Here is a 24794-nt window from a genome sequence, read left to right as displayed (position 1 = left end):
TCTATTGGGTAAGTTATTGTAATTGTTCCTCATTTTCTTCAATAGCCTTAAGAAATCTTTCCACAGTTTTCTCCAGGGGGTCTGAACTGCGGCCTCCGGAGGCGTTGAAGTGGCCACCACCGTCAAAATATTTACGGGCGAAGGTGTTCACGTCGAAGTCGCCTTTGGAGCGGAAAGAGAGTTTCACCTCTACATTACGGTCTATTATCAGGGCAGCTAATTTAATACCCTGGATTGAAAGCAGGAAATTTACGAGGCCTTCGGTATCACCTGTCATCAGATCGAAGCGTTTCAGATCAGAATAAGGGATGGCCAGCATGGCGGTATTATATTCATAGTAAACTTCCATACGGTTGAGCAGGCTATGCCCAAGGAAGCGCAGGCGGTTTTCCAGGAAGTTATCGTAAATATTCTGGTGGATGACTTCGTGTTTCAGTCCGCGGTCCATCAGGTCAGCCACCATACGGTGTACGCGGGCGCTGGTGGAGGCAAAGCGGAAAGAACCGGTATCCGTCACGGTACCGGCATAGATGCAGGCAGCGATATCCAGGTTAATGTATTTCTCCTCTCCCATTTTGTAGATGGTTTCGTAAACCAGCTGGGCAGTGGAACTGGCGGAGGTATCACTAACTCCGTAGTTAAAGGTGGGCTGTGGCTCCAGATGATGATCTATCAGTATGGTGGTACATTTCAGCTGTTCCAGGTAGGGCGCCAGGTTTTTGGTGCGGTAAAATGCATTAAAATCCAGGCAGAAGAGTAAATCAATACCTTCCAGGGCCTGCATAGCTTTGTCCTGTGATGATTCAAAATCGACAACCAGATCTGCGGCCGGCATCCATTTAAGGAAGTCGGGGAAGTTGGTGGGAGATATTACAGTCACATCATGGCCTTTCTGAATCAGGTAATGATACATCGCTAAAGATGATCCCATTGCATCGGCATCTGGTTTCTGATGCATGGTTATGACCACTTTTTTAGGGCTTTCCAGCAAAGGCTTAATTTCCTCAATCGGCTTCATTCAACTGTAATATTGTTAATTTATAAGTCTGTGTTCTTAACAGAAAATGAAGTGCGAAGTTCTTTAATTGGTGCAGAATTTCAAAATTTTTTACCGCTAAAGAAAATGTAATTACTTTTGCGGCCTAAATCAGTAATCCGGAATCAAAAAACTATGGGTAACAGAACTTTTACAATGATTAAGCCTGATGCGGTTGGAAACCGTTTCGAAGGCGCTATCCTGAACATGATCTGCGAAGCGGGCTTCCGTATCGTAGCTATTAAGAAAACACAGCTCTCTGCTGCTAAAGCTGGCGAATTCTACGCAGTACACAAAGAAAGACCTTTCTATGGTGAGCTGGTTGAATTCATGAGCAGTGGTCCGATCGTAGCTGCTATTCTGGAAAAAGACAATGCAGTGGAAGACTTCCGTAAACTGATTGGTGCTACCAACCCGGCTAACGCTGAAGAAGGTACCATCCGTAAGAAATATGCAGAATCTATCGGCCGTAATGCCGTTCACGGTTCTGATTCTGACGAAAATGCACAGATCGAAGGAGATTTCTTCTTCAGTGGTCTGGAGAAATTCTAATCTGTACTTACAGATTATACCATATAGCCGGGGCAGTCGCCCCGGCTTTTTTTATATGTAGATGAGGGAAAAGAAGAAAGACAAAATATACTGACAAATAATTGATTATCAATCAATTAAATAAATTTGACTAAAGTAATTATTTAAATACGGGAAATTTCTCTCTTATACATACAATATAAGATAAATATATTCACATAAAACACCTTAGCACAAGCCAGAAAAAGTGCTGGAGCAGGTCTTTCACATCAAAAAATAACTGGTTACAATAAATTGATTTACAATACATCACACTAATCTACCTAAACAAATACTCTAAACAAACGACATACATTACTTTTTTTCAACATGGCAGTGAGGTTTTTTCAATAAAATTTTACATAACTACAATAAATGCATCCAGGCCCCCTCTACTTCGGGTAACAACGTTTACAGTCCATTTGGTGCTAACGGGAACGCCTGTACTTAGATCTAAAATATACAATCCCCCTCAGCTCTTTTCATCTTTTAAAAAATTTAGGCATTATCAAATGATAAACGATTTAGCATTTGAAAAATGCACTTAACTTGCCTGTATGTGGGAATCATTCCGAAAATTATTTAAAAGCTATCTGCAACTGGAGCGGTCATTATCCTCAAACTCTATTGAGGCATACCTCCGGGATGTCGAAAAACTGGAACAGTACCTCCAGGCAAACGGAAAAGAAAAACTCCGGCCACAGGATATTACCCTCTCCGACCTCCAGGAATGTGTACAATGGATTGCAAAACTCGGCATGACACCAGCCTCCCAGGCCAGAATCATCTCCGGCATCAAGGCATTTTACAAATTTTTGCTCCTGGAAGATATGGCAAAGGAAGACCCCTCCCAACTCCTGGAAGCACCCAAACTGCAACGCAAACTGCCTGACGTCCTCTCTTTTGAGGAAATAGAACTACTCATCGCTCAGATAAAAATGGATACACCGGAAGGACACCGTAACAGGGCTATCCTTGAAACCATGTACAGCTGCGGACTCCGCGTAAGCGAAGTGATCTCCCTCCAGATCACACAGCTTCACCTGGACGTAGGATTTATCCGCGTAGTAGGTAAAGGCAATAAGGAAAGACTGGTACCCATCGGCAAGGAAGCCATGCGACAGATAGATATGTACCGGCGGAATATTCGTATACACATGCCCGTTAAATACGGAGAAGAAGATACCCTCTTCCTCAACAGAAGGGGCGGCGCGCTCAGCAGGGTAATGATTTTCCTGGTGATAAAGGAACTGACCAAAGAAGCCGGCATTCCTAAAAATGTTTCTCCGCATACCTTCCGGCACTCCTTTGCCACCCACCTGGTGGAAGGCGGCGCCGATCTCAGGGCCGTACAGGAAATGCTGGGCCATGAAAGTATTACCACTACTGAAATCTACACCCACCTGGACCGCGAATACCTCCGCGATACCTTACACCGGTTTCACCCGAGGTTTTAAAAAGAAGACCGGTTAAGAGGCACCATCGTACGATGTATACCTCTTAACCGGCCTCGCTTTGGATTTATTGTTTCTTAACTGGCTAAACTATTTTTCCGTTAAAGGCGCCCTGCCGGACACCATTTTGTGGTGTACCGTGGCAGACAATGGCTTGCTTTTCTCCTTCCTGGCCTCCCCAAAGGCTTTTACTGCATTGAGCCAGATGGCGATCTGACGTGTGGCACGAACGATTATCCCTGGCTTAAAGACAATATCTAGCCGTGCACAGGGGCCAATATCCTGGCGATCAGGCGCCAGTGCATGGATTTCATCTTCTTCCCATACCAGTTGCTCATCTTTGTAGATTTTGAAATAAATATCCGGCCCCATATTTCTCCTGCCTTCCTTTACCAGCTGTAACCTGCCGGCATAGAGATCACGCCGGGAGAAATGCATGATATACCTTCCAAAAGGATTACTGGTGACTTCTGCTATTTTCTTACCGGTAAGCGCGTTGAAGGCAGCGATCCGGAGTCCGGGCTGTGCAACACCGGTAGTATGTCTTACTGTGCCGGCCACCACCCAGGCGCCGGCGCTACGATATATTTCCGCCCAGATATCTTCCGGAATCACATAGGCATATGCGGCTACATACCCGGCCATATGCTTTTTCCAATGGGGCACCATAAAGCTTAAATGATAATTCCTGGACTGCAGGTTACCAGTTTTGCCGGGCATCTGGTCCAGACAAAGATCCAGCTCCAGTGCTTCGGTAAATAAATGGGCCTGCTCCCAGCGAAGCCGGAAGTTGCCCCTTTCGTCGAGCGTGGTTTCTGCCAGCAGCCGATCGGCTTTAGAGAGCACTTCTCTTGCCGACAAAGGGCGTAACTGATTAAAAATGCCTTTTACTACTGTCAGGTGTTCCTCCCGGGGGTTGTTTTCCGGGAGATAAATCCTGATCCTTGCATTGGCCAACGGCTCAATACAATCATCACAGATCAGTGCAGAGATATTACCAATTAACAGGTAGCTCATAGTTTGTTTTTTTTATTTGGGGCCAACTCGTTCTTTTTGCTGATTCATTGAATAACTTATACGGTGCATAATACCAGTAAGCGCAAACATGGTAGAAAGGCCGATACGGATACAGCTGGATCAGAAACGATAAAATAGAATAGTTGTAAGGTTGACTTTACAAAGGAATAGCAATTACAACAGTCCGTCAAGCGTTGAAAAACTGAAAATAGGCATGCGTATAAATACGCATTTTTACAGAACTGCCGCCATAAATCAGTAAGCTGAAAATCCTCTAACACCCGCCACTACAATGATTCAAAATGCTAAAACGTTTAAACTCAACGCCATCAGTTAACAGTAATACCTTCTTGGAGATGTGAAAAATTATAATAATTTTACTACATCCTAAATTACTAAAACTATACACGTATGAGCGAAGAGAAACGCCCCAACATCTCCGAGTTCGGTGGTTTCATTTCCAAAGATGAAATGGACCGACTGCTCGGCAACTATTCTGATGATCACGGAGATCAGAAATCTCCTGATTTTGTAAAAGCAATGTGCTTCTCCAAAGACAAAGTATTAGAACTTCTGGCCCAGAACAATGCTGCAGGCCTGCGTATCTACTACGGACTTCACTTAACTGACGACAATCAGCGGGAAAAGAAAATGGTATTGGTGGCCACAGATGCCGACGGCTGTGATATTTTGCCGACCGGTGTTACCAGTGGTGACCTGATGGGTTCCAAAGGCGGAAGTGGCCTGATCCTGGATCAGGGTGTTCCCTGCCCTCAGTTCTGCAGCCCAGATCCAAGCAAACCAAATAATCCGTAACTTGCCTGCTACTGTCAGTACAAAGAAAAAATTATAGTGATAAGCCCAATTTTACTTTCATTTTACATCATGACGGGGATCGAATTTTTGGTTCTGATCCCCTTCTTGCTTAAATATAAGCAGCTCGATACTTCTTCTAAATGGTTGTTCTACTACATTGTCAACTCGGTAGTATTCGCGGTAGGCTCCTTCGTATTGATGCTGGCCTTCGGGAATAACATGTGGTTTTTTAACCTCATGAATTTTCTTCAGTTTGTAATATTGTCTTTCTTTTATCTTTCCTCTATTAAATCCCCCCGGCTAAGGTATATCATTCTTCGGGCGCCATTAGTGATGCTGGTGGTATTTGCTACCGACTTTGTAAGTTTCGACAGCATGAAATATTTTGACTCGTTTGCTACCGGGTTAAAATGTATCTCACTGATATTCTTTGCCATATGCCTGTTTTATCAGCAACTCAACGATAAAAAATTAATTGAGAAGTCTATTTACATCAATTCACTTCCCACTTTTTGGTATAATACAGGGCTGTTTCTATACTTCAGTGCCGCATTCCTGTTTGACCTGAGTATGAACTTAATGCAGAAATCTGCCGGCCCGAATATGACAGAACCTGAAATGTTAGTCTATTGCATCAATTTCTTCATGGGCAGTGTTGCTATGATCCTGTTCTATATCGGGCTTACCAAAACAGCAAAAAAGGAGTATGCAATTAACTGATCTCGTGATTATTGGTATTGCCATTATGCTATCGCTGGCTATTGTAGTGATAGCATTGGTAATGCTGCAACAACGACAGGTAATACGGCATAAGCTGGTCATCCAGGATAAGGACCTGCAGCTGCAACGAGAAAGATTACAGGCCATTCTGGAAGGTCAGGAACAGGAAAGGAAACGCATTGCGGAAGATTTACACGATGAGGTAGGTGCCCAGTTGTCGGCACTTAAACTTACTATCGGCGGCTTACAACCATTACTTAAAACAGGAAACGGAGAAAAGGAACGGCTGAAAGAAACGAAAGATTTTACTGATACCATCATTCAACAATTGCGCTATATCTCCCAAAGCCTCCATCCCCAGGCATTGGAAAACCTGGGCCTGGCGCATGCCCTGGATTCATTCTGTAGTCTGATCAATAAAAATAAACAGGTAAAGATAAATTTTGTAGGGCCGGAAGATACCTATCCCGTAGACCAGAGTAAGGCATTACATGCCTATCGCGTTGTACAGGAATTAATCAACAACATCATCAAACATGCACAGGCAACAGAAGTAACCGTATTTTATTCCAATACGCCCGCACGCCTCACTATTGAGGTCGCAGACAATGGAAATGAGAAATTACTTCATACCCTGGATACCGCTAAACAAAAGATCAACAGCCTCGGTCTGAAAAATATTGAAAGCCGCCTCAATATTATCGGAGGGGCCATTTCATTCAATAAATGGGAGCCGAAAGGTACACTCGCACGGATACAAGTGGAAGATTATCAGGCCATTGAACAGAAATAGTACGTACTTATTTAGTTTTATTCTTAAATTGCCATCTGATAAGGTGATTATGAGCAGATCATAATTATCTTGTCGTATGCCGATTTAAAGTAATTTTTATCCTAGTATTATAAGTAATTCTCTATAAACTGTCCTCAAATGACACACCAGATTAAAGTGGCAATTGCTGATGATCACAAGATCTTTCGCAGTGGAGTCATTAATACACTCATACCTTATGAAAATATTAATGTAATCTTCCAGGCTGAAGATGGCCAGCAGCTCCTTGATATCATGGAAACACAACAGCCTGATGTTATCCTGATGGACCTGAAAATGCCCAATATGGATGGTATTGAGGCTACCGTGAAAGTGAAAGCCAAATTTCCGGACGTAAGAGTGATCATTTTAACCATGTATGAAGATGATAATTTTATTGTCCACCTGGTAGAAAACGGCGCCAATGCCTATCTGCTCAAAAATGCAGAACCGGAAGAAATCTACGAAGCCATCTGTACTACCTATGATAAAGGTTTTTATTTCAATGAAAATGTAAACCTCGCATTACTGAAAAAAGTACTGCACAAGACCAAACAACAAATCAAGCCTACCCTCAAAAATGAAGTTCAACTCAACGACAGAGAGGTAGAAGTGCTGAAGCTGATCTGTAATGAATGTACCACACAGGAAATTTCTGAAAAAGTGTTTCTCAGTCCACGTACGGTGGAAGGTATCCGTCAGAAATTACTGGAAAAGCTGAATGTTAAAAACAGCGTTGGTATTGTACTTTATGCCTTCAGAAATGGCCTGATAGAGTAGCTCATCCGCCACCAATTTTCTCAATATATATCATGAAAAATCTGAAAACTTTTGTTGCCGCAGGCAGCTGCGCATTTTTATTGTATGCCGGTGCAACCATGGCACAAGGTGTGAAAGTACCTGCGCCCAGCCCTAACCAGACGATTAAACAGGAATTCGCCCTGTCCAGCGTGGAAGTAGATTATTCCCGTCCAAATGCAAAAGGCCGCGTGATTATGGGCGACCTCGTTCCATATAATAAAGTATGGAGAACAGGCGCCAATAAAGCCACTACCATTACTTTTGGTGAAGATGTGAAGTTTGGCGGCGTTGCCGTGAAAGCCGGTAAATATGGCTTACTGACTATCCCTGGCCAGCAGAAATGGACCGTGATTCTGACCAGCAGCCTGGATGTTACCAAACCTGCAGATTACAAACAGGAAAATGATATTGCCCGTGTAACCGTTACGCCTCAACGTAGCACTAATGCGTTACAGAGCTTCACCATCGGCTTCGACGATATCAAATACAATTCCATGGTGCTGACACTTGCCTGGGACAAAACCGTAGTACCTGTTGTGATTGTTGCTGATGTAGATGCTAAAATTGAAGCTGACCTGGACGCTGCGCTCCAGTCGGATAAAAAACCTTACTTCCAGGCAGCGCTCTACTATGCAGACCTGCATACCGACCTGAAAAAGGCCGTGGAGTATATCGATAAGGCAGCAGAGCAAAATCCTGATGCCTTCTATGTGATCTACCAGAAAGCACGTATTCACGCCCTTGCAAAAGATAATGCTACTGCCAAAGCAGCAGCACTGAAATCGCTGGAACTCTCCAAAGCAGCAAAAAGCGATGATTATATTGCACTGAACAACAAACTGCTGGCTACGCTGAAATAAACGACACCAGTTATAACAAAAAGAGGGACCAGCGCTGATGCCTGGTCCCTCTTTTTTTAAACTAATGATTTTTTAAGGGAGATCTTTTTCCCTTCCTTGAAATCTCCATAACTCTGGCCATGAAACGATAGTTCATAAGTAACAGCGTCCTTATGTTCTCCTACGGCTATAATATAGATCTCTCTGTCCTTACCTATTACCTTTTCGTACCAGAACAGGGTAATACTGGCATTACCCGAATTTTTGCCGGAAGAAGCGTGAAGAACAGGCATTTGTAGATTGCCCTCCGGGAAGGTATAAGGTTTAGTGGCTTTTCCTTTTCGATCCTCAATGGCAGTTAGTGCCTTACTTAAATTGGAATGGTTGTTAGGACCAACCTCCGGTTGCAGTTTTGTCTGCATTTGATTTCGTGTCATTCGTTGACCATAATGGTCGTTGTTACTAATAAGAATAAACGTGTCTGCCATTTTGATTGTATTTTTAAGGGGTACGGTTAATTGAGTAAATAAGTGAGGTAGCCAATGCGAATGCATTGGCTACCTCATTTTAAACGGCAGGTCCCTGATTCATCAGGAAACAACCTGCTACTTTTATTGCAATGATGACAATTAAATCGAAATCTTTGCGCCTAGTTTGAATTGTCCTGTTGACTGACCATAATGAACCAGCTTATAGGTAGTATTAGTGGTATGCTCTCCCATCGCTATAATATAATGATCCTTGTCCTTACCTCTTGCCTTATCATACCAGAACAGGGAAATGCTGGCGTCGGCGCCAATTTTACCTGATGAAGCATGAAGAACAGGCATATTTACGGTCCCGTCCGGGTAGGTATAAGGTTGCGTGGCTTTTCCTTTTCCATCTGCCACATCATTCAACGACTGACTTAAATTAGGATAGCTTTCCTTGTCAATATATTTTCGCAGTTCTGTCTGCATAGCCATCTGGTCCATTGGGGCGCTGTACTGGTTGTCGTTCTTAATAAGAATGAACATGTCTGCCATGGTGATTAAATTTTAAGGGGTACGGTTAATTTGAGTAAATCAGGGTTAGTAAGTAACTTACCTTAAATGGTAATAGTTGCATTCTTTTTGAAGTCACCTGTAGGCTGACCATAGTCGGTCATTTTGTAGGAAGAGGCAGCAACATGCTCTCCCATGGCGAAGATGTGGTGATTACCACCATTGTCATAAAAAAACAGTGACACACTTTTTACGCCAATCACACCAGAGGAGGCATGTAGCACGGGAAAGTTATTAAACCGGTAGCTGCCGGTAGGTTTTCCTTTCCCACCAGTTACGTCGTTCAGCGATTGTTTTAAATTGGCGATGCGATCAGCAGTAATGAGGTTGCCAAGGTAGCTTTCAGCTTGTGCCTGATTCATCGGTTGCGTGGAGGTTCCATCACTCTTGATGATGACAATTTGATTGGCCATTTTGATGAAGTTTTAGGGTTCGGTTAATTTGAGTAAATAAATGATAAGACAAGGAACAATACTGATCGCCCAATAGTTCACCTGTCAGATAAGATATTTTTATCTCCCCAAAAAACAAAATAAGGAAACCTAACTATTCAAAATATGCTCATTTTTAGCCGGAATAAAGGACTGTATTACCAATGCAATAACCAGCACCAGCATGCAACCGATAGCATTTAACCAGAGGAAACTTACTTTTTCCATCCAGAACAATACCAATACAATTACCTGGGAGATGATTGCAGAATAGAAAGTAGCGGTACCACCGATGCGCTTCATGTAAAACGCCACCAGGAAGATGCCCAGTGTGACACCGTAAAACCAGGAACCAAGAATATTCACCACTTCGATCAGGCTGCCGAGGCCACTGGCAAACTGAGCAACCGCAATACAGAACAGGCCCCAGATGAGCGTCCATACCCGCGACATGCGCAGGTATTTCTCCGGAGATTCTTCTGATTTATACAGTCGTTTATAGACATCGATAATTGTTGTAGAGGCCAGCGAATTCAGTGCGGCAGCAATACTTCCCCAGGCAGCCAGGAAAATAATGGCTATCAGCAGACCTACAAGGCCTTTCGGTAAACTATTTACCACGAAATGAAGGAAGATGTAGTTGGTATCATTGGCATCGCCGCCAGGGTCAGCATTTTTTATCAGCATGACAGCCTCTGAGCGTACACTTTGCGCCTGGTCTTCCGTTGCCTGCAAAGCGTGTTGCGCTGAAGCTATGGAAGTCTCCTCTCCTTTCTCCAGCGCAGCTGCAAGCGTCTTTACCTGTTGCTGTTTTACGGTGCTCAGTTCTTCGAATTTCCCTTCCAGTCTGCGTAACGCCGGACCTTGCGCCGTTTCGTGTACCCGTGCCAGTTGTGCCTCGTTAAAAAATAACGGTGCCCTGAAATACAGGTAAAATACGAATACCAGCGCGCCAATCATCAGTATGAGAAACTGCATGGGTATCTTTACCAAACCGTTCATCAGCAGGCCTAAACGGCTTTCCTTCACTGATTTGGCAGTAAGATAGCGGCCTACCTGCGATTGGTCTGTTCCGAAGTAGGACAGCGCCAGAAAAAACCCGCCTATCAAACCACTCCAGATATTATACTTATCATTCCAGTCAAACTTCGTAACAATCACATTCAGCTTGTTCATCTTCCCGGAAACCTGTAAGGCCTGTTTAAAACCTATATCTGGCGGCAGCAGGTGTATCACCATCCAGCCTGCCAGGAACATTCCTGCGAAAATTACTGCCAGTTGCAGTGTCTGGGTATAACTTACCGCCCGGGTCCCCCCTGCCACTGTATAGATAATCAGCAAGCCTCCCATGATCAGATTGGTCCAGTAAAGGTTCCACCCTAACAAAGAAGATAATATAATACTGGGGGCACAGATACTGATACCGGTAGATAACCCGCGCTGAATAAGAAACAGGGAAGCTGTCAGTGTACGTGTTTTCAGATCAAAACGCTGCTCCAGGAACTCATAGGCCGTGTATACTTTCAACCGGTGAAAGATGGGTACAAAGGTGATACAAAGTACCACCATGGCCAGCGGCAATCCAAAATAATACTGCACAAAACGCATCCCGTCCGTATATGCCTGGCCAGGTGCGGAAATAAATGTAATGGCACTTGCCTGCGTGCCTATAATAGAAAGCAATACGATATACCAAGGCATAGACTGATTGCCAAGGAAATAACTTTCCATGTTTTGCTTGCCACGGCTCTTCCAGATACCATACACAACAATAATGGTTAGCGTAGCAACCAGTACTATCCAGTCTAATGAACTCATGAAAATGTTTTGGTGAATACATAGAAAAGCACGATCAGTAAGGCTAGCCAGCCTATTACCAATGCATACCAGTAGTTCCACGACGGGAACAACGGCGGCTTCTCTTCCTCCATATTTTTTGACATGGAAAGGTAGAATTACAGGTCCTTAAATATATTAAACGTACTTATGGCTGCTGATCAGTCGTGGGTGCTTTTACTCCACATACTGCCAGTCAGCAGCCCCAGGCCAACGCCTATCAGCAAGCCGATATGCACCCGTTTTATTTCCAGTCCGATCACAATTCCCAGTACAATACACAGGATGGCGGCAATGCGCAACCTGGGTCTGTTCTGTTTTACATTTTTATCCTTACTCATAATCCTGCGATCACTTTTTTACTGATATCAGATTTACAAACAGCCTGTAAGCACCTGGCACCCCTGCCGGCAGCTGTCTGAAGAATGACAAGGATGTATATACATATCGTCCTTCACCATATTTTGCAACAAGTGTAGAACCATCTAATGCTGGCTCTCCTTTATCGTGCATGGCGAATAATTTAGTATATGCATTACTTGCATTGGAGGTATAATAAAGTCCCAGCTCCTGTACCCAGCCATTGAAATCCGAAGGTTGAATAACGTTTGGATAAAGCAATACGGAGTCTTTCGGATGCAGGAAATCTACTGTTGCCGTTTCATCTGTAACCCTGTCGCGGGAAAGTGCAAATGGATACGGCCCCAGGTCGTTCATTACCAGCGGCGAATTTACGTTGTATTGTACCAGGTAAGTACCACCTTCTTTTACATATTCCATCAGGCGTGGCTGCCAGAACTTCATACGAGGATTGGTATTATAGGCACGCACACCTGCAATGATGGCATCATATTTAGAAAGGTCGCCGGACATAATATCCTTTTCAGTCAGTTCTGTCACTTTGTAGCCCACCTGACGAAGTGAAGCGGCTACCATGTCACCAGCACCCGGGATATACCCCAGGTTATTACCGTTATGTTTCAGCGAAACTGTTACCAGTCTTGCCTGTGCAGGTGGAAACAGGGTAATGGCCGGAATGTGGTCGTAGTTGATACGTTGGATACCATCAGTATATACTTTGCCGGCGCAGGTCATGGCTATACCAAAGGTATCTGCGCGGCTATTGATATTGGATGCGATTGGTTTAACGGAAAAATGAAACTCCTGCTCATCATTGGCCTTGTCAAAATTATAGGCCCTTGATTCGGGTATAGATGCAAAGCCGAAAGGCAGTTTCAGTGAAAGTTCACCATCAACATGATCGGCCATTGCCTGCATTTTTACGACTACGTCCTGTGGTTTATTATCTGTGAAGATGAATACCTGGTTGGTGAGGTTTCCCACTACCGGCGGTGCGATAACAAGTGGTTCGTATAATTCCCCTTTTACAGGGTCGGTAAATTTATATTGTAATGCCCGTTGGATGGTAAAATCCTGTCCGCCCAATTGCAGCTCAATGGTAGCCTGTAATGCAGGTATATTTTCAGGATTGCCTACCAGCAACGGATTTTCGATATTATAGGTACCCAGTGGATGAGCGCCTATCAGCCAGTAAGGCTGTGACACCGGCGTATTAGCCGGCACATCCAGGGTAGTGTTTAAGTTATATAGATTATTAAAAGGTAATTGTTGTCCGACAGCATTATCTCCTTTTCCAGGCAGGGTAATGTTTTTGAGTGTCACGGGAATATTTCCCCTGTTAATCACCTGAACACTTGCGGTCATAGGGCGTCCCGGAACCACCACTTTGCTGGCGCTGTATGCTTCTGCCCAAACGCCGGCGCAAGCCAGTATCAGCTGTTCTGTTTCTTTCAGTTTCTGTGTTTTCCAGTACCCTTCCGGCAGTGCTGCTATTGCTTTACGGATCTGTAATAATGCCGGTACGGAAGCAGATGGATCTTCCATATTAAAGCCAGCGATGGCCTTATCTACCAGTGTTCCTATGGCGTTGCCCTGTGGGATACGGTTCCAGGATTGGTCTACTCCATCGAGCAGGCTTTTCTGCGGGTTGGTGCCTTTGATGGTCAGGAAGTATTCCATTGCTGAACCGCGGGTAGCTGCTACGCCGAAGCCCTGGCTCTTGTGCTGGGAGCGGCTTTCGGCGGCAATTTCGCCAAAACCCTTACCCAGTAAAGGGTTGTAAACACCTACATCTATCTTGAACTGGTCTTCGGAGGTGGTATTATTTCCGCCAAAGCTGAATGTATTCCAGAGGAGGCGTTTTGCCTGCCATGGTTTTACATAGGCCAGTTGTTCCGGTGCATAGGTTGGATCTGCCGCCAGCTCGAATGCTTTGGCTGCGATCATGGCAGAAGCAGTGTGGTGGCCGTGTCCGGCGCGACTATCGGCCGGGAACCGGCAGATGATCACGTCAGGCTGAAATTTACGGATTACCCAAACGGCATCACGGATAATTTTAGCAGAATCCCAGATGCTGAAGGTTTCTTCCGGGTTCTTGGAGAAGCCGAAGTCCTGCGCACGGGTAAAAAACTGCTCTGCGCCATCGATGCGGCGGGCTGCCAGCAATTCCTGGGTACGGATTAAGCCCAGCAGTTCCCCCTGTTCATTACCGACGAGGTTTTGTCCGCCGTCGCCACGGGTCAGGGAGAGATATCCGGTGCGGTATAATTTTTCTTTTGCGAGATATCCAAGTAAACGGGTGTTCTCATCATCAGGATGAGCGGCAAAATAGAGTACGCTTCCAAGCGTGTCCAGTTTTTTCAGCTGCAGTTTGATATCAGCAGCATTCCAGACAGGAGAAGGCTGGCAAAAAGCCTGGACGCTGTTCAGTAACAGTAGTAACGTCAGCGCGGATAAGATTCTTTGAAACATGTAAGACTGCGAGATTTACGGATCTTCAAAAATAATAATTAATGGAGGCCCTCCAAGCAAAAAAGGTTGAACGGTGCAGGATAATGTTATTATTTCCTGAACATGAAGTATACCGCGCCTATCAGCAGGGTAAAAGACACCAGGTAATTCCAGCGGAGTGGTTCTTTCAGAAAAAATACTGCGAAGAGCGCGAATATGGTAAGGGTGATAACTTCCTGGATGGTTTTGAGCTGAAAGCCGCTCCAGCCTTCCATATAGCCAAGTCTGTTGGCCGGTACCATGAAGCAGTATTCAAAGAAGGCGATGCCCCAGCTGAGGAGGATTACTTTCCAGAGGGCGGTTTCGGTATGTTTGAGGTGCCCGTACCAGGCGAACGTCATGAAGGAGTTGGAGATGATCAGTAGTAATATGGTGCGCATTGTAAAAATTTACAGCTGCGAATATACACGGTAAATTGGAGTAAAAGAAAGAGGCCATTCCAAGAATAGAATAGCCTCATGGATCAAACCAATAGGGTCCTCAGTTAGGATGAGTGTGTTGTTGGTTGCTAGTATTATAAATATTATTGTTCGAGTTTGATTTCACCGATATCGGTTACTTTACCATCTTCAACTTTTACATCTTTCACAACAGCACTTTTATAGGGCTGTTTTCCTACTACGGTAATTATATAATTACCTGCTTTGGCACCAGGGATGGTGAAAGTACCCTGTGATACGGCAGCTTTCAGTTTACCTTCTGTATTTACCGCTTCTACTTCGGTAGCTCCGTCTGCCGGAGTGATTTTACCGGTGATTGATCCGGCTTCAGCAGCGCGGAGAGAATCAGTACCTTTGAGCGAATCGAGTCTAACGCTGAAGTGTGTACGCATTGCTGCGGTATCCAGACCTGCGAGTGAATCGGCGCTGTAGAAGGCTTTGCCGGCTAATGAATCAACGGAGAAAGTTGCCAGGCTATCTGCTCCTGCCAGTGAATCAGCACTGATTACAGCTATGCTGTCAATAGCTTTTACCGGAGTAGCGTTACCTTTGGTGGCAGTCATACCTAAGATCATTGCGGCTAATGCGAACATTCCTGTCATTGTTTTTTTCATGGCATTCAAATTTTGATATGGTTAAAAATAATGATGCTCTTTTACGGCTTTCGTTGTGCATGGTTTTTGTAACTATGCCCTACTTGTTGGCGGCCGTATAATAACAATACACCCGAAACAACACTTACCATTAGTGAAGAAAATGTTAAAGTGAAAAAAAACTTTATAATCATCTATCTTCGCACCGGCGGAAACAAAAGATCAGCCCATGTTGCAACTGAGTAATGAAGAAATAGTAAAAGGCATCAGGACAAGAAAGAAAGATGTATTCGAGGCTGTTTTTAAACAGTTCGCCCCTTCCATGTATAATATCGCGGTGCGATATGTAAAAGATGAGGATACTGCCAATGATATGGTACAGGATGTATTCCTCAATTTGTGGAAGAATGCGGAAAACCTGGATGAAAGAGCGCCTATTCAGCACTATCTGTCCAGAGCCACGGTGAATACCTGCCTGAATGCTATAAAAAAAGAACAACGAAAGGAGACTTATACGAAAGAACAAATGCATGTCGCCACTCCTGCAGAAACAACCCACCAGATCCTGGAACACAAGGAATTGGAAACCCAGTACAGGTATGCATTGGAAAAACTCCCCGATCAATGTCGTCGTGTTTTTGAAATGAGCCGGTTTAGTGGCTTATCTCCCGCAGAAATATCCGAACAACTCGATATCTCTATAAATACGGTATATGCGCATCTGACTACCGCGCTGAAAAAACTGCGGGTGGTACTCATTAATAAACAGTAGAACCAGCAGAAAAAAAAATTTTGAAATCGACTAATGGTAACAAGCCCGCTGGTTGTATTATCAATAAGTAGCCATGAATAGTAAAACCGACATAGATATTGTGATCCGTTACCTGGAGAGTCCGGAGAATGAGCAGTACAAGCGACTGCTTAACGACTGGATTCAGCAGGATCCGGCAAATCTCGACATCTTCCTGGATATGAGGGACATGTGGAACGGAGATCCTCTCCCTGCTGCCTCTGCCTTCGATACCCACGGACAGTGGCAACAATTGAGCGCTGTTCTGGACGAAACGCCGGCCAATACACCTGTTGGCTCTGAACCAGCACCATTAAAAGTTGCTGCCGTAACAGAAAAAACAGTTGCGCCTGCCGCCAAAACAAGAAAAATTCAGGGCCGTTACTGGTGGGCCGCCGCAGCTGTGGCTGGTATCGCCGTTACCCTCACCCTACTGGGACCAGGCAATTATAAAACATACGCTACCCAGCTTCAGATCGATTCTGTAAGGCTGCAAGATGGCTCCATGGCCTACCTCAATGCCAATACCATCATTAAGGTGCCACGCGATTATGGTAAAAATGATCGCCATATCAGCGTCCAGAAAGGGGAAGCCTTCTTTGATGTGATCAAAAACGATGCACAGCCATTTACAGTGGCCGCTCAAAACGTAGATATCAAAGTACTCGGAACCTCCTTTAACGTTAAATCGGCCGAGCACGATGTAAAAGTTTTTGTGCAGACAGGTAAAGTCAGTGCCGCATACAGGGGCGCCGATAAAAATGTGATCCTCACCCCTGGCGAGGAAGCACAGCTACTGCATAATAAAACTGATATCAGTACCATCCTGCATAAAAAATCCAATAATATACTGGCCTGGAAAACCAGATGCCTTGTATTTGATGAAACACCGCTGGCTGACGTAGCAGCCGCCCTGGAAGATTACTACCATGTTAAAGTATCCATCAGCAATCCGCAACTCGCAGATGCTAAACTGCTGGCTACTTTCAGAGACCTTCCACTGGATGAAGTGCTGGATATCATCAGAAAAGCATTACAAATCAACATTAAACACGAAGATAACCTGGTCGAATTCTACTAATAGCCCTGGCGAAATCTGCCTATGCAGCAATTCATTTCTCAGGCGCTACGCTCAGTTACCAGGTTAAGCCTGTCGTCTGCTACCCTTTTTTTTGTTATCCTGGTAATGGCCGGTGCAAACGCATCTGCCCAATCTGCTATTCCTAAAAATGTTACACTACAGTTCCGCAATGCCACACTAAAATCCATCCTCCGGGAAATAGAAAAACAAACGAAATATACTTTTGCCCTTTCTTCCGATGAACTGGAGAACCGACGTGGTATTAGTATAAAGGTCAAAAATGCACCTTTATCTTCCGTACTGCCACAGCTCTTCCCCTCTTCAAAATATAATTTCGAGATCAGGGACGGACAAATCATCGTCTTTCCTGCTGGCAGCAATAATAATAACCTGCCTCCCCCTGGCAGTAACCGCCCTTTAAATCCTAATAAATGGCTGGTTACCGGTACCGTCACCGATGGTATAGAACCCCTCAGTGGCGTTTCTATCCGGGAAATGGACACCCAGAATGGTGCAGCCACCAATGAAAGCGGACAATTTCAGGTAGAGCTCGCCTCCGGGCAAGCCACCCTCCAGGTTTCACTGATTGGCTTTCAACCTAAAGAAATTACCGTCCGCGACCGCCATAATATCAATATCATCCTGCAACCAGATCTCAAAAAACTCAATGAGCTGGTAGTATTGGGATATGGTTTGCAGAAAAGGGCCAATATCACCGGTGCCATCACGCAGATAGAAGGCAACAGGCTAAAAAGCAGGCCCGTAGCCAATGTAATGGCTGCCCTCCAGGGTACGGCTACCGGCCTGGTAGTAACCCGCAGCAACGGCCAGCCTGGTAAAGAAGGATTTAATGTGCAGGTACGCGGTGTCAGCTCCGGTAGTGGCGCCAATACTCCAGTTATAGTGGATGGCGTACCAGGGTCGCTTTCTGTATTGAATCCGGATGATATCGAGTCGGTTTCTATCCTCAAAGATGCAGCAGCAGCAGCTATCTATGGCGCGAGAGGCGCTGGCGGCGTAGTGCTGGTAACCACCCGTACCGGAAAACCGGGGAAACTTGCCATCGATTTTAATACCCTGGCAGGTTTTGAAAAACCGATCCGGCTCCCGCAACGTTTATCTTCAGCACAAGATGCCATGATGGCCAATATAGCCGCCGAAAACGCCGGACAACCAGCCCCATGGCAGCCCGCCGAAATAGCCATGTTACAGGAAGGTAATAAATACGTGATCGATTACAACAACCCCGACTACTACAAATACTACTACAACTACAATCAGTTAGCACTGCTTACCAAAAATAAAACGGCTGTTCAGAACTATAACCTTTCTGTTAAAGGTGGTTCGGAGAAAAACCAGTTTACTGCATCGCTGGGGTATTTCGGGCGGCAGGGACTCTTTGCTGTAGGTCCCGACAAGACAAACCGGGCCAACGCAAGATTCAGCATCAACAATAAAATTGATAAACACTTCAGCCTGGAAACAAGGATGTCGTTTGCACAAAGCAAAACATATTCTCCGTCGCAACTGGTAGAAGGTCCGAACGGCTTACTGGCCGGACTTTACAGGGGACCAGGCTATGTTCCCGTATTTGTACCCGGTACCAATAATTATGCAATCGGTGGTGCGCCGGTATATGCAATTTTAAATAGCGGTGGAGAAAGAGTAGAAACGAATGATTATATCGATGCCGTATTTACATTGCGTGTTGATAGCCTGGTAAAAGGCCTGGGACTTCGCCTGATCTATAGTCCGCAGCAACAAACCCAGCGTGATGAACTGGGTCGGCAAACTGTTCCGCTGTATAATCGTGTAGGCGTTGCCGGTGCTGTGCAGCCCGACAATATGCTGCAGATAAATAAGCTGAACGCAAGAGGTGGTAATCTTCAATTACTGGGAGATTATGATCTCAAAATAAAAGAGAAAAATATGATTCATCTCCTGGGCGGACTCACCCAGGAAACCTATAATACCACACAAAATACCGCAGCATCCTATGATATAAATGCGGTAGACATCAACAGCAAAACATTCTCTGCTCCGCCGCAACTATCGCGCGACCTGGCCATTACCGGATCGCTGACCTCCCTTTTCGGAAAGATCAACTATAATTTCGACAACAGGTACCTGCTGGAAGCAAACCTTATCGGGGCGCGACTTTACCAGGCAGCTAACTATTACCCCAGCCTTACACAGTGGAAGGTTTTCCCTTCTTTTTCGGCCGGGTGGCGACTCAACAACGAGACATGGTTTTACGAAGCCCTGCCGTTCTTCAATGAGTTTAAACTGCGCTGGTCATGGGGAACGCTGGGAAATGTCAATAGCTGGAATACTATCAGCAATGACGAACGTTTGCAAACATTTACCTTCACTCCTAACCTGTTACAGCAATTCGTATATCACAACCCGTTACCACAGGCCACAGGATGGGAAAATATTTCTGCAAATAACTTCGGACTGGATATGACCATGTTCAAAGGTCAGTTAAGTTTATCGGGAGATTATTTTATTAGATATAACAGGGAGATGCAGATTCCGCAGCTGACATCGTCTACCAATGGCGCCTGGCCGCTCGGTTTTCATGAGGGCAGCATGAAATCCCAGGGATGGGAACTGAATGTTGGCTGGAAAACCAATACCAGCAAAGCTGTCAACTGGTATATCAATGCCAATTTATTCCATAGCAAAAACAAGGTAATCAGCAATGATGGCGTAATAGCGCAGCCAGGCTGGAACCAGGGCATCAGTGGCTATCCTTATTCCTCTCTTTTTGGTTACCAGGCAGAAGGCTACTTTAACAGCAACGCGGAAGTTGCACAGCATGCTTTTCAAAACAGCAATACAGGACCGGGCGATATCAAGTATAAAGATGTCAATGGCGACCATGTTATTGATGGCAAAGACCTCGTTTACCTGGGCAGCACTGATCCGCTATATTCCTATGGCATAGATGCCGGCATCAGCTGGAAAGGCATTGAATTGTCCGTATTTTTCCAGGGAGTGGGCAACAGGAAGGTAATGCCGGACCCGCGCTATAATATCCCCTTTTCCAGTGGCTGGCAGGAGCCCTGGAGTATTAACCAGGACTATTGGACGCCCGACCATACCAATGCGCTGTTTCCGAGGTTGTACCAGGGCGATGTACAGAATACCGTTCCCAGTAGTCATTGGGTAATGAATGGCGCCTATATCAGGCTTAAAAACCTGCAATTGGGGTATAGTCTGCCCGCCGGCCTGCTAAAGAAGATTCCGGTGAAGGCGGCAAGGATCTATTTCTCTGGCCAGGATTTATGGGAAACCAATAATATGCGTATCAAGTATTATGACCCTGAACAGGCAGGAGGATATAACGGTAACGTATATCCGTTCTTCAGGTCGTATACGCTGGGGCTGAATGCTTCTTTCTAGTTAATCATCTACCGTAATAAATAAAAAAGAGGGTATCTCAAAAAAAATATCAATTATGCCCAATACCTGATCTGACCATGATATATTTTACCAGTGTTAGATTTGCAACCGATACCTCCGGTATCGGTTGGTTAGGTTCCGCGCTGCGCGCGGAGAGGCTTTCAGCCGATATTTACTTTTGAGATACCCTTTTTATATTCAGGTACTGATCTATTTTTTGTTGCCTGCCAGCAGATACAGGGCAGCCATACGAACAGCTACGCCGTTTTCTACCTGGTCGAGGATGATGGACTGTTTGGAGTCCGCTACATCCGAATTCAGTTCCACGCCGCGGTTTATCGGGCCGGGGTGCATGATCACCACTTCTTTCTGCAGGCTATCCAGCAATTGCCTGTTGATACCATAAGCCAGTGAATATTCGCGAAGGGAAGAGAACAGCGGCGTGTTCTGTCTTTCCAGCTGTATGCGTAATACGTTGGCCACATCGCACCAGTTGAGTGCTTCGCGGATATCGTAGGTAACGTTTACGCCCAATGCTGCTTCCAGGTATTTAGGAATCAGTGTTGGCGGACCGACTACGGTCACTTCCGCACCCAGTTTTTTCAGGCAGTAGATATTGGAGAGCGCTACACGGGAGTGCATGATATCACCGCAGATAGCGATTTTCTTTCCTTCCACGCTACCGAGGCGTTCCTTGATGGAAAAAGCATCCAGCAGGGCCTGGGTAGGATGTTCGTTGATACCGTCGCCGGCATTCAGAATAGGAACATCTACGTGTCTGGAGAGAAAATGTGGTGCACCACTGGCACTGTGACGCATCACTATCACATCCACTTTCATGGACAGGATATTGTGCACGGTATCGATCAGGGTTTCCCCTTTGGATACAGAAGATCCGGAAGCAGAGAAATTAATGGTATCTGCTCCGAGTCTTTTCTCAGCAAGCTCAAAAGAAATGCGGGTGCGTGTAGAATTCTCGAAGAATAAATTGACAATCGTGGTATCGCGGAGCGTGGGAACTTTTTTAATCGGTCTTTGTAAAACCTCCTTAAATTCCCTGGCTGTTTGAAAAATGAGTTCTATATCCTGACGCTGCAGATCGCGAATTCCGAGTAAGTGTTTTACAGAAAGTGACATTAATGTGCAAATATAAAGGGTGAAATCTGAATTCTGAAATCCGAATTTCTTAATCGACCAAAACTACTTCATCTTTCCCATCTCTTTCTTCCCATAATACGCGTACTTTCTGGGAGATAAATGCGTCGATGGTACGTCCTGTATAATCAGGCTGAATAGGCAGCTGGCGACTGAATCTGCGATCTATCAGGGCCAGCAGTTCTACTGCATCGGGCCTTCCGAAATCCAGCATGGCATCCAGTGCAGAACGGATTGTACGGCCGGTATAAAGCACATCGTCAATCAAAACGACTTTTTTGTTCTCAATGGAAAAATCAATGCTGGTTTCGTTAGGAACATGCAAGCCCTTCCCTTTGTTGTAATCATCTCTGTAAAAAGTGATATCCAGCTTTCCATAGTCGATATTGGTACCAGGCATGAGCTGTTTCAACTTTTCGTAAATCCTGTCTGAAAGAAACACTCCCCGTGGCTGCAGGCCTATCAGCACTGTATTTTCAAACTGCAGGTGATTCTCAATTAACTGGTGACAAAGCCTGTCTACGGTGATAGACAATTGTTTCCCGTTTAGTATCGTCTTCAAAACACTATGTTTTAGATGCCAAAAATAATGATTAATGAGGCAGATAAAAAGCCGAATTAATAATTCCTGCGAATATTAGCCAACTTATCACTTAAATAACCGGCATAATATATGTTAAATTTCATATTCATTAAACCCAAAACCTATATCATGGTACCAAAACAAATTATCCCTGTATTTATGCTGGCAGTGGCATTATATACTGCCAAATCCCAGGCCCAGGAAAAGAAAAACTACATCAGTGGCACTGTCGGCTTCAGTAGCTACACCCAGGATAACCGGGGCACTGAATTCAAAGCCAATACCTTTACTATTATGCCGTCTTATGGCCACTACATCAGTGAGAAATTTTCTATCGGTATTGCTGCCGGTTATTCTCATATCAGCATGAAACAAACTGGGATTGAAAATCCCAACAAAACCAATGGATTCAATGTGGGGCCTTTTATCAGATTCGAGCAACCCATCTGGGGCGATAAGGTATCCGTTTACAATGATCTGGGATTATCTTACGAAAACACTAAGGGCGAGTCATCCGCGATGGACAATAACGATAGGGACGTTAGCTCCAATGCTGGCACCTTGTATTACAAGCCGGGGCTTATCGTTAATTTTACCAAACGCACCTCTCTCCTGCTGAATTTAGGCTACCTGCTGAATGCTACCCATTCTGAAAAAAAGGACCCTTCAAATGGCACTGTTAAACAAACCAGCGCTGGTATTCAATCAGGATTCGGACTTAGCAGCCTGAATTTTGGCTTTCAATTTAAATTCTGATAATGGCTGACGTTTTTCAGGACTTCCTGTGCTAAATTGCATTATAATCATGCATTATGAAATTGATTAAATACTTTTTGATTATGGCTGCATTTCTTCAGTTCTGGAGCCCATCTGCGGATGCCCAGATAAAACAGGGCGATAAAGTCCCGGAATTCAAATTACAGGACCAGGATGGCAATACCTTTGATCTTGCCACTGTGCTGGGAAAGCAGCCACTGGTAATTTATTTTTATCCTAAAGATGAAACCAGTGTATGCACCAAAGAGGCCTGCTCATTCCGGGATTCCTACGAGGAATTTAAGAAACTGGGCGCGCTTGTGATCGGTATCAGCTCTGATAATGTGGCGAGTCATAAAAGTTTTGCAACACACCACCAACTTCCGTTTACCCTTTTGAGTGATCCTGATCAGAAAGTAAGGAAACTCTTTGGCGTACCCAAAACCTTTGTGATACCAGGCCGCGTTACCTACATAGTGGATAAAAACGGTATTGTGGTTCATACTTTTAATTCCATGAAAGATGGTGAGAAGCATGTAACAGAATCGTTGGATGCACTGAAGAAAATGAACTAGGCAAACGATAAGAAAAAGCCGTCTCTACTGAGTAGAGACGGCTTTTTGCATTTTATAAAACGAAGTATTGTTAAGGCTTTTCCGGTATCATGAGGCTATCGTAACGCAGGGTTACCGGCGGGCTCCAGTTGTTAAAAGTTATGATGTCGTACTTCGGCACTTTCGTTTTTACATACTGAATAGCGGCCGACAACACAGCAGGGTCCACTATTTCACGTTTCAGCTGATCTCCTTTCTTTAGCTCCGTTCCGGCCCATGAAGTATCTACACTCATGACATAACCGGTATTTTCTGTCGGTACAAATAATGTAGCGTTAGTCATGGCATTTGACTGCAGGTTTGGAACACCCATCAGTTTTCCATCTCTGTACAGTGCATATCGCGCAGCTACCGGAAATTGCAGACTTAACGGCAACGGATATACGCTGGTATCGGCGAAATAGGATTTCAGTTTATCTATTTCCAGATTGGCATTGGTACTAACGGGCCTGGTAGAGTCGCCATTGTCGTAACACTTGAGCATAGCGGCTTTTACCGGAGGTACGCCATATGTTGCCCTGTCTTTATAGGCATATAATGGAACAGTGGCGGTAACTGTTTTTTGTGATTCTTTTGTTACCAGGTATTCCAGCAGTTTGAAATATTTTTCCCTGGTGTCTGTTGTCCAGTCACAATCGTATTGCAGGTCTTTTCCTGGTTCTTTGCCCGTTTTTTTATGAATATGTCCGGATACAAGTTCCGTTTTTCTTACTATTCTTCTGGCGAGCGATTCCATGGAATCAATGGGTAGTTTTTGCAGTACTTTATTTTCAATATGAATAACTGGTACTAAAACTGCGGCGCCATAGAAAGCGGTATCGCTGTAGTCGAACATGAATGTCGGCTTGGGCAGTGGTACATCAAACTGGTCGTTCCAGGTTACGTCAAAATAGCGCAAATAAAGGCTGCTGAACTTACCGATGGGTAATTTCGATTCAGGCGTAAGTGGAAAATAGGCCTGATCCCAGAAATAGATACCTGGTTTCTTTTGGGTGGGCTGGCAGGCAGTAATGGCCAGGAAACATAAGAGTAAAAAGGACAAATACCGGGAATGTAACATGGATTTGAATGATAAAACTTACAAAATAAAAATCAGGCAAGAAAGATAAGAAAATACCACCATGATATT

General features: G+C 44.7%; 26 protein-coding genes. 12 read left to right on the top strand and 14 right to left on the bottom strand.

Translation table 11 applies throughout. The features are described from left to right. Window positions 1–13: 13 nt before the first annotated feature. Complete coding sequence (locus F3J22_RS21800) at window positions 14–1018, bottom strand: bifunctional oligoribonuclease/PAP phosphatase NrnA (RefSeq protein WP_167020048.1); 1005 nt, start codon at window positions 1016–1018, stop codon at window positions 14–16. Between the two features lie 153 nt (window positions 1019–1171). Here F3J22_RS21800 and F3J22_RS21795 point away from each other — a divergent pair, with 153 nt between their 5' ends. Continuing rightward, window positions 1172–1588, top strand: a complete 417-nt coding sequence (locus F3J22_RS21795) for a nucleoside-diphosphate kinase (protein WP_167020047.1) — start codon at window positions 1172–1174, stop codon at window positions 1586–1588. A gap of 575 nt (window positions 1589–2163) precedes the next feature. Further along, window positions 2164–3063 carry a site-specific tyrosine recombinase XerD gene (gene xerD / locus F3J22_RS21790; RefSeq protein ID WP_167020046.1) on the top strand — a complete coding sequence of 300 codons (900 nt, stop codon included), beginning with the start codon at window positions 2164–2166 and terminating at the stop codon, window positions 3061–3063. Between the two features lie 87 nt (window positions 3064–3150). Here xerD and F3J22_RS21785 read toward each other — a convergent pair whose 3' ends face one another. Next, window positions 3151–4077 (bottom strand): carboxypeptidase-like regulatory domain-containing protein, encoded by a 927-nt coding sequence (locus F3J22_RS21785; RefSeq protein ID WP_167020045.1) that lies wholly within the window; start codon window positions 4075–4077, stop codon window positions 3151–3153. A gap of 411 nt (window positions 4078–4488) precedes the next feature. Here F3J22_RS21785 and F3J22_RS21780 point away from each other — a divergent pair, with 411 nt between their 5' ends. From F3J22_RS21780 to F3J22_RS21760, 5 genes are all read left to right on the top strand, one after another. Next, window positions 4489–4893, top strand: coding sequence for a hypothetical protein (locus F3J22_RS21780; protein WP_167020044.1), 405 nt, complete (start codon window positions 4489–4491; stop codon window positions 4891–4893). A gap of 105 nt (window positions 4894–4998) precedes the next feature. Further along, window positions 4999–5613 (top strand): hypothetical protein, encoded by a 615-nt coding sequence (locus tag F3J22_RS21775; protein ID WP_167020043.1) that lies wholly within the window; start codon window positions 4999–5001, stop codon window positions 5611–5613. Then, window positions 5600–6406: a sensor histidine kinase gene (locus F3J22_RS21770; RefSeq protein WP_167020042.1), complete on the top strand. Its 807-nt coding sequence runs from the start codon at window positions 5600–5602 to the stop codon at window positions 6404–6406. Before F3J22_RS21775 ends, F3J22_RS21770 begins: the two co-directional genes overlap by 14 nt. Window positions 6407–6544: 138 nt before the next feature. Beyond that, window positions 6545–7204 carry a response regulator transcription factor gene (locus F3J22_RS21765; RefSeq protein WP_167020041.1) on the top strand — a complete coding sequence of 220 codons (660 nt, stop codon included), beginning with the start codon at window positions 6545–6547 and terminating at the stop codon, window positions 7202–7204. A gap of 32 nt (window positions 7205–7236) precedes the next feature. Next, a complete protein-coding gene (locus F3J22_RS21760) occupies window positions 7237–8085 on the top strand; it encodes a DUF2911 domain-containing protein (protein ID WP_167020040.1) in 849 nt (282 codons plus the stop codon). A gap of 56 nt (window positions 8086–8141) precedes the next feature. On the opposite strand, the gene F3J22_RS21755 is transcribed toward F3J22_RS21760, so the two are convergent. The 9 genes from F3J22_RS21755 to F3J22_RS21720 all read right to left on the bottom strand — a co-directional run bounded on the left by F3J22_RS21755 (window position 8142) and on the right by F3J22_RS21720 (window position 15299). After that, window positions 8142–8552, bottom strand: a complete 411-nt coding sequence (locus F3J22_RS21755; RefSeq protein WP_167020039.1) for a hypothetical protein — start codon at window positions 8550–8552, stop codon at window positions 8142–8144. A 141-nt stretch (window positions 8553–8693) separates the two neighbouring features. Further along, complete coding sequence (locus tag F3J22_RS21750; protein WP_167020038.1) at window positions 8694–9089, bottom strand: hypothetical protein; 396 nt, start codon at window positions 9087–9089, stop codon at window positions 8694–8696. A gap of 62 nt (window positions 9090–9151) precedes the next feature. After that, on the bottom strand, window positions 9152–9520 hold the full coding sequence (locus F3J22_RS21745) for a hypothetical protein (protein ID WP_167020037.1): 369 nt from the start codon (window positions 9518–9520) through the stop codon (window positions 9152–9154). A gap of 129 nt (window positions 9521–9649) precedes the next feature. Beyond that, window positions 9650–11356 carry a sodium:solute symporter gene (locus F3J22_RS21740; RefSeq protein WP_167020036.1) on the bottom strand — a complete coding sequence of 569 codons (1707 nt, stop codon included), beginning with the start codon at window positions 11354–11356 and terminating at the stop codon, window positions 9650–9652. After that, window positions 11353–11481 carry a hypothetical protein gene (locus F3J22_RS30685; protein ID WP_255492077.1) on the bottom strand — a complete coding sequence of 43 codons (129 nt, stop codon included), beginning with the start codon at window positions 11479–11481 and terminating at the stop codon, window positions 11353–11355. Before F3J22_RS30685 ends, F3J22_RS21740 begins: the two co-directional genes overlap by 4 nt. 54 nt (window positions 11482–11535) lie before the next feature. Further along, window positions 11536–11715: a hypothetical protein gene (locus F3J22_RS21735; RefSeq protein ID WP_167020035.1), complete on the bottom strand. Its 180-nt coding sequence runs from the start codon at window positions 11713–11715 to the stop codon at window positions 11536–11538. Window positions 11716–11725: 10 nt separating this feature from the next. Then, a complete protein-coding gene (locus tag F3J22_RS21730; protein WP_167020034.1) occupies window positions 11726–14206 on the bottom strand; it encodes a PIG-L family deacetylase in 2481 nt (826 codons plus the stop codon). Window positions 14207–14295: 89 nt separating this feature from the next. Next, window positions 14296–14625, bottom strand: a complete 330-nt coding sequence (locus F3J22_RS21725) for a DMT family protein (RefSeq protein ID WP_167020033.1) — start codon at window positions 14623–14625, stop codon at window positions 14296–14298. Between the two features lie 143 nt (window positions 14626–14768). After that, on the bottom strand, window positions 14769–15299 hold the full coding sequence (locus tag F3J22_RS21720) for a carboxypeptidase-like regulatory domain-containing protein (protein ID WP_167020032.1): 531 nt from the start codon (window positions 15297–15299) through the stop codon (window positions 14769–14771). A gap of 208 nt (window positions 15300–15507) precedes the next feature. Between F3J22_RS21720 and F3J22_RS21715 the strand changes: the two genes are divergently transcribed. The 3 genes from F3J22_RS21715 (at window position 15508) to F3J22_RS21705 (ending at window position 20557) form a co-directional block, all read left to right on the top strand. Next, window positions 15508–16050, top strand: a complete 543-nt coding sequence (locus tag F3J22_RS21715) for an RNA polymerase sigma-70 factor (RefSeq protein ID WP_167020031.1) — start codon at window positions 15508–15510, stop codon at window positions 16048–16050. Between the two features lie 73 nt (window positions 16051–16123). Then, complete coding sequence (locus F3J22_RS21710; RefSeq protein ID WP_167020030.1) at window positions 16124–17149, top strand: FecR family protein; 1026 nt, start codon at window positions 16124–16126, stop codon at window positions 17147–17149. Window positions 17150–17170: 21 nt separating this feature from the next. Then, window positions 17171–20557, top strand: coding sequence for a SusC/RagA family TonB-linked outer membrane protein (locus F3J22_RS21705; protein ID WP_167020029.1), 3387 nt, complete (start codon window positions 17171–17173; stop codon window positions 20555–20557). Window positions 20558–20767: 210 nt separating this feature from the next. On the opposite strand, the gene F3J22_RS21700 is transcribed toward F3J22_RS21705, so the two are convergent. Further along, the gene (locus tag F3J22_RS21700; protein WP_167020028.1) at window positions 20768–21694 is read right to left on the bottom strand and encodes an aspartate carbamoyltransferase catalytic subunit; all 927 of its coding nucleotides are present in this window, start codon (window positions 21692–21694) and stop codon (window positions 20768–20770) included. A 49-nt stretch (window positions 21695–21743) separates the two neighbouring features. Then, window positions 21744–22274: a bifunctional pyr operon transcriptional regulator/uracil phosphoribosyltransferase PyrR gene (gene pyrR / locus F3J22_RS21695; protein WP_167020027.1), complete on the bottom strand. Its 531-nt coding sequence runs from the start codon at window positions 22272–22274 to the stop codon at window positions 21744–21746. 150 nt (window positions 22275–22424) lie between these two features. Between pyrR and F3J22_RS21690 the strand changes: the two genes are divergently transcribed. Next, the gene (locus F3J22_RS21690) at window positions 22425–23051 is read left to right on the top strand and encodes an outer membrane beta-barrel protein (protein WP_167020026.1); all 627 of its coding nucleotides are present in this window, start codon (window positions 22425–22427) and stop codon (window positions 23049–23051) included. Between the two features lie 83 nt (window positions 23052–23134). After that, on the top strand, window positions 23135–23626 hold the full coding sequence (locus tag F3J22_RS21685) for a peroxiredoxin (protein ID WP_167020025.1): 492 nt from the start codon (window positions 23135–23137) through the stop codon (window positions 23624–23626). 70 nt (window positions 23627–23696) lie between these two features. Here the strand turns inward: F3J22_RS21685 and F3J22_RS21680 are convergent, their stop codons facing one another. Then, window positions 23697–24707, bottom strand: a complete 1011-nt coding sequence (locus tag F3J22_RS21680; protein WP_167020024.1) for a hypothetical protein — start codon at window positions 24705–24707, stop codon at window positions 23697–23699. Window positions 24708–24794 lie beyond the last annotated feature (87 nt).

The sequence above is a fragment of the Chitinophaga sp. Cy-1792 genome, assembly GCF_011752935.1.
Taxonomy (GTDB): domain Bacteria; phylum Bacteroidota; class Bacteroidia; order Chitinophagales; family Chitinophagaceae; genus Chitinophaga.
The sequence above is the reverse complement of the archived record's forward strand: the minus strand, read 5'-3'. Positions and strand labels throughout refer to the sequence as shown.